Source organism: Intestinibacter sp. (assembly GCF_034113885.1).
Lineage (GTDB): Bacteria > Bacillota > Clostridia > Peptostreptococcales > Peptostreptococcaceae > Intestinibacter.
This window is the reverse complement of record NZ_JAXEWM010000229.1, coordinates 1-5583: the sequence shown is the minus strand read 5'-3', so window position 1 is coordinate 5583 and position 5583 is coordinate 1. Positions and strand designations below refer to the sequence as shown.

Annotated in this window: 7 protein-coding genes; all 7 read left to right on the top strand. The window is 29.4% G+C overall.

The features are described 5' to 3' along the window. Positions 1-443, top strand: a 443-nt coding sequence (gene spoIIP / locus SPD90_RS13855) for a stage II sporulation protein P (RefSeq protein WP_320925618.1), incomplete at its 5' end; no start/stop codon positions are given. A gap of 45 nt (positions 444-488) precedes the next feature. Continuing rightward, the gene (locus SPD90_RS13850) at positions 489-734 is read left to right on the top strand and encodes a hypothetical protein (RefSeq protein WP_320626929.1); all 246 of its coding nucleotides are present in this window, start codon (positions 489-491) and stop codon (positions 732-734) included. Positions 735-876: 142 nt separating this feature from the next. Beyond that, a complete protein-coding gene (gene lepA, locus SPD90_RS13845) occupies positions 877-2682 on the top strand; it encodes a translation elongation factor 4 (RefSeq protein ID WP_320626930.1) in 1806 nt (601 codons plus the stop codon). 611 nt (positions 2683-3293) lie between these two features. Next, on the top strand, positions 3294-4508 hold the full coding sequence (pgsB, locus tag SPD90_RS13840) for a poly-gamma-glutamate synthase PgsB (protein WP_320925619.1): 1215 nt from the start codon (positions 3294-3296) through the stop codon (positions 4506-4508). Positions 4509-4529: 21 nt separating this feature from the next. Next, complete coding sequence (gene pgsC / locus SPD90_RS13835; protein ID WP_320626931.1) at positions 4530-4979, top strand: poly-gamma-glutamate biosynthesis protein PgsC; 450 nt, start codon at positions 4530-4532, stop codon at positions 4977-4979. 13 nt (positions 4980-4992) lie between these two features. Further along, positions 4993-5127 carry a hypothetical protein gene (locus tag SPD90_RS13830; protein WP_320626932.1) on the top strand — a complete coding sequence of 45 codons (135 nt, stop codon included), beginning with the start codon at positions 4993-4995 and terminating at the stop codon, positions 5125-5127. Positions 5128-5193: 66 nt separating this feature from the next. After that, on the top strand, positions 5194-5583 hold a 390-nt coding region (locus tag SPD90_RS13825), incomplete at its 3' end, for a gamma-glutamyltransferase (RefSeq protein WP_320925617.1).

Genomic DNA, 5583 nt, shown 5'->3' with positions numbered 1-5583 from the left:
ATAATAATTCATATGCTAGAAGCTCTCAAACTATAAAATCTACAATGAATAAATACAATAGCATAAAAATAACTATTGATTTGCATAGAGATGGGCTTAATATAGCAAACGAAACAGTAAAAACTAATATCCATAATAAATATACGACTACAATAGATGGACAAAGAGTTGCTAAATTTTTCTTTGTTGTAGGAGCTAGAAATGACGATGTAGATGAAGTTAAAAAGCTAGCAGACGGCATAACTGAATATGCCAATAAAAAATATCCAGACTTGATAATGCCTGTTGTAGTTAAACCATATGGTAGATTTAATCAAAGCATATGTGATAATGCATTGTTAATTGAAGTAGGTAGCAATGGTACTACTAGTAGTGAGGCTCAAGCAAGTGCTAAGTATTTAGCAGAAATATTAGATGGATATTTTAGAGAAAAAAACATATAAAATATAGAAGGCATTGTATTAAATTTAATACAAGATAATATTAATATGAGCAAATTAGATGAAAGAATAAATAAAAGATTAAATAAGAAATTAAATAGAAAAAAGAAATTGTTTTTTTTAAAAGTTATGTCTTTTGTTTTGATGATTTGTATATCTGTAGTCTGTATATTTTGGGTAGATTATAATATGAATAAAATGCTAAATAAGAAATCCTTAATAGAAAAAAATATAGATTTTATAAAATTAAATCAAAAAGATTACCTATCAAAACTTGTAAATATAGAATTTTAAAAATTAATACGAGAAAAATAAGACTTAATGAAAATAAGTCTTATTTTTCTGTAATAACTTATATTTACAGAAAAGCCGATATATTATAAAATAAAATCTATGATGAAAATAATTTATAAAATAAAATCAAGGAGGAGAAAAGGTGGACAGCAAACAAAGTAGAACAAGAAATTTTAGTATTATTGCGCATATAGACCATGGAAAGTCTACCTTGGCGGATAGATTAATTCAATATACAGGTTTAGTTAGTGATAGAGATATGAAAAATCAATTATTAGATAATATGGATTTAGAAAGAGAAAGAGGAATCACTATTAAGCTTCAAAATATCAGATTAATGTACAAGGCTAAGGATGGCAATGAATATTATTTAAATTTAATAGATACTCCAGGACATGTAGACTTTAACTACGAGGTGTCTAGAAGCTTAGCTGCGTGTGAAGGTGCTCTTTTAGTAGTAGATGCAGCTCAAGGTGTAGAGGCTCAAACCCTAGCAAATGTGTATTTAGCATTAGATCAAGATCTAGAAATACTACCAGTAATAAATAAAATAGATCTTCCAAGTGCTAGACCAGATGAAGTAAAAGAAGAAATAGAAGAAATTATAGGACTTGATGCGAGTGAGGCCCCGTTAGTATCAGCTAAAACAGGTTTAAATATACAAGATGTACTTGAAGATATAGTAAAGAACGTACCTGCGCCACAAGGTGACAAAGATAAACCTTTAAAAGCTTTAATATTCGACTCATATTACGATGCATATAAGGGTGTTGTAGCATATGTAAGAGTATATGAAGGCGAAGTAAAAAAAGGTATGACAATCGAGATGATGAATACTAAAAAGAAATTTGAAGTTACAGAGGTAGGTGTAATGGCTCCTAGTCCAACTGAGCTAGACAATCTTCAAGCTGGAGATGTTGGATATATAGCTGCTAGTATAAAAGACATCAGAAGCTGTCGAGTTGGTGATACTATAACAGATGCAAAAAATCCTACAGAAGAAGCACTTCCAGGATATAAAAAAGCTACACCTATGGTTTACTGTGGTATATATCCGGCTGAAGGTGAAAAATACGAAAATGTAAAAGATGCACTTGAAAAACTACAAGTAAACGATGCAGCATTAGAATTTGAAACAGAAACTTCAGCAGCATTAGGCTTTGGATTTAGATGTGGATTTTTAGGATTATTGCACTTAGAAATAATAGAAGAAAGATTAGAGAGAGAATTTGATTTAAATTTAGTAACTACAGCACCATCTGTTATATACAGAGTAACTAAAACATCTGGAGAAGTAGTAATGATACAAAATCCTACAAATTTACCGGAACCATCAGAAATAAAAATGATAGAAGAGCCTATTGTAAAAGCTGATATAATAGTTCCTAAGGACTTTGTAGGGGTAGTAATGGAATTATGCCAAGAAAGACGTGGAACAATGCTTCATATGGAATATATAGACCCTAAGAGAGTTATGTTACACTATGATTTACCTCTTAATGAAGTTATATACGATTTCTTTGATGCGTTAAAATCAAGAACTAGAGGATATGGCTCACTAGATTACGAAATGAAGGGATATCAACCTTCTACATTAGTTAAATTAGACATATTAATAAACAAAGAACAAGTAGATGCACTTAGCTTTATCGTCCACGAATCAAAGGCTTATTCTAGAGGTAAGGCGATGTGTGAAAAATTAAAAAATGAAATACCAAGACATCAATTCGCCGTGCCAATACAAGCAGCTGTTGGAAATAAAATAATAGCTAGAGAAACTATAAGCGCACTTAGAAAAGACGTACTTGCTAAATGCTACGGTGGAGATATATCTCGTAAAAAGAAACTTCTTGAAAAACAAAAAGAAGGTAAGAAACGTATGAGACAAATCGGAAACGTAGAAGTACCACAAAAGGCATTTATGGCTGTTTTAAAATTAGACGATTAATAAACTGTAAAATTTAATAAAAACTATTGGTGAACTCTATACAATGGATTTATGAAAATATCTTTTGGATAGAGTTCATTAATTTATATAGATAGTAAAAAAAGTATTGTATCTATGCTCACTTTTATTTATATAAATTAGTTTTAACATATAAAATAAATATTATAAAAATAATATAAAATAAAGAAATAAACTAGTGACATTCTCGAAAAAAAGAGTATTATATATAATGAAAATAAAAAAAATGAAAGTTCATGGGCGTTATATTGCAAAATCTTGTAATTTTTAAGAAAATGAAAGAATTTAAACAAGTCATATTTATTGAAATGGTATGGAAAATAATATAAAATAGACTTATGAAAAAAATGCGATTGATTTTATGTTGGAAAATAGGCTGTTTTGAGTATACGACAAATACTAAATTCTACAAAATAGAAAAAAATACTTTTAGAAAAGATATTTTTTTGGTATAATCTTATGAGTTGTTAAATGTAAGTAAATTATCGAGTTTTATTTCTTGATTAAAAATTAAAATACTTTTATGTTTTAGTGGAAGTTTTGATAAGATGTTAATAAAAAATATAAAAGTTGATCTTTAGGAGGGATGAGTTATTTTTATTATAGTAGTATGTGTGGCAATATTATTGATTTTAGGTATTAGAGAACAATTGGCACAAAAGAGAAATGTTGAAAAAATACCAATAAGGGTAAATATAAATGGAATAAGAGGAAAATCTACAGTAACTAGATTAATAACTAGTATTTTAACAGAAGCAGGATATAGAACTATAGGTAAGACAACTGGTACGGCTGCCAGAATGATTTATTGGTTTCAAGATGATGAAGATATCATAGTTAGAAAGCCACAAGGGGCAAACATAGGAGAACAATTAAAAGTTTTACAAAAAGCTGCTGACTTAGATGCAGAAGCTTTAGTTTGCGAGTGTATGGCTGTAAATCCTGATTATCAAAAAGTTTTCCAATTTAGAATGCTAGAATCTAATATCGTAGTTATAGTTAACGTATTGGAAGACCATTTAGATGTTATGGGACCAACATTAGATCAAATTGCACAAGCATTTGGAGCAACAATACCATATGATGGATATTTAATAACAGTTGATGGACCTTATGCTGATTACTTTAAACAAATCGCAGCAGAGAGAAATACTAAGGTAATAATTGCAGATAATTCAAAAATTACAGATGAATATTTAGCTCAATTTGATTATATGATATTCCCAGAAAATGCTTCATTAGCTTTAGCAGTAGGACAAGCTCTAGGAATAGATGAAGAAACATGCTTTAAAGGTATGTTAAATGCGCATCCAGACCCAGGAGCAATGAGAATTACTAGAATTGGCGATGAAAATTTAAACTGTACATTTGTCAATGGTTTCGCAGCAAACGACCCACAATCAACAGTTAATATTTGGGAAAGAGTTAAAGAATTAGACTACAACACTGAAGACCCTATAGTTATTATGAACTGTAGAGAGGATAGAGTTGATAGAACTGAAATATTTGTTTCAGATGTATTTCCAAAAATACAAACTCATACTTTAGTTGGTATAGGTGAAGTCACAGAGCCAATTACAACAGCATATAAAAATGGGGAATTCCCTAATGTTAAAAATTATATAAACTTAGAATATGCTGAACCAGATAAAATTATAGAAACTATTTATCCACTATTAAAGGATAGAATGGTATTTGGTGTAGGTAATATACATGGTCAAGGTGAACCTTTCATCGAAAAATTATTAAGTATGAGTAGAGATGAAGACACAATAGTAGTAGATAGTGAAGAAAAAACTTTAGGATAGAAAGGAATTGAGGAGGATTACATGGGAATTAGTGAATTATATGTAGCTATTATTTTAGGATTAACATTAAGTTTATTATTTCAAGAAAAATTTGGGATAAATCCAGGGGGACTAGTTGTTCCAGGATATATGGCTTTATCATTAAGCGACCCAAAAGGGATAATAGTTATATTTTTAATAAGTTTATTAACATATATGATAGTTGAATTTGTTTTAAATAAATTTTTAATATTATACGGTAGAAGAAGATTTTTAGCCTTATTATTTGTAAGTATGATTTTAAATTTAGTGATAACTTCAGTTAATGCATCTATGGGTGATGCGTTAGGAGCTCTTGAAGCTATAAGAATAGTTATTCCTGGATTAATAGCAAATGCTTATTATAAACAAGGTATAAAATTAACTGTAGCAAGTTCATTAGGTGTTTCTTTAGTTGTATATGGTATCATTTGTTTCTTACCATTTGTATAGAGAGGTATGAGAGATGAGTAGAGAATTAACAATAAAAGAAAAAATCCAAATAATGATAAAAAATAGAAAAGAAATAACTTTTTCAGGGTTATGTATTTTAATAGTTATATTGTATGTTGCATATTTAGTTTTAGAAATTATTTTCTAAAACTTTATGTGTATATAAATAAAATTTTTTTTATATAAAATTTACAAGTAAAAGGAGAGGAAAATTTTGGCAAAAAAAATAGCAAGTGTATTTGCAGTAATAGTTTTATGCTTAAGCCTAGTTTTCTACGATAATATTGCTGCTCTTTTTAATAAATCTGTGAATAAAGCTTTAGATAGAGATGTTACTTCTGGATACGGCGTGAGTTCATCTAATGAATTGGCGGTAGAAGTTGGAATGAAGGTTTTAAAAGATGGAGGAAATGCAGTTGACGCAGCAGCAGCGATATCATATGTACTAGGAGTTGTTGAGCCATATGGTTCTGGAATCGGCGGTGGAGGATGTATGCTTGTATACCTACCTGATTCTAAGGATTATAAATTCTATAACTATAGAGAAACAGCACCTATTAGCTCTGATACGATGAAAAGTACAATTGGTGTGCCAGGCTTTGTT

Excerpts from the sequence above, each read along its gene's own strand:
- SPD90_RS13830 (WP_320626932.1), top strand. The coding sequence starts at position 4,993 with ATGAGTAGAGAATTAACAATAAAAGAAAAAATCCAAATAATGATAAAA.
- SPD90_RS13850 (WP_320626929.1), top strand. The coding sequence starts at position 489 with ATGAGCAAATTAGATGAAAGAATAAATAAAAGATTAAATAAGAAATTA.
- pgsC (WP_320626931.1), top strand. The coding sequence starts at position 4,530 with ATGGGAATTAGTGAATTATATGTAGCTATTATTTTAGGATTAACATTA.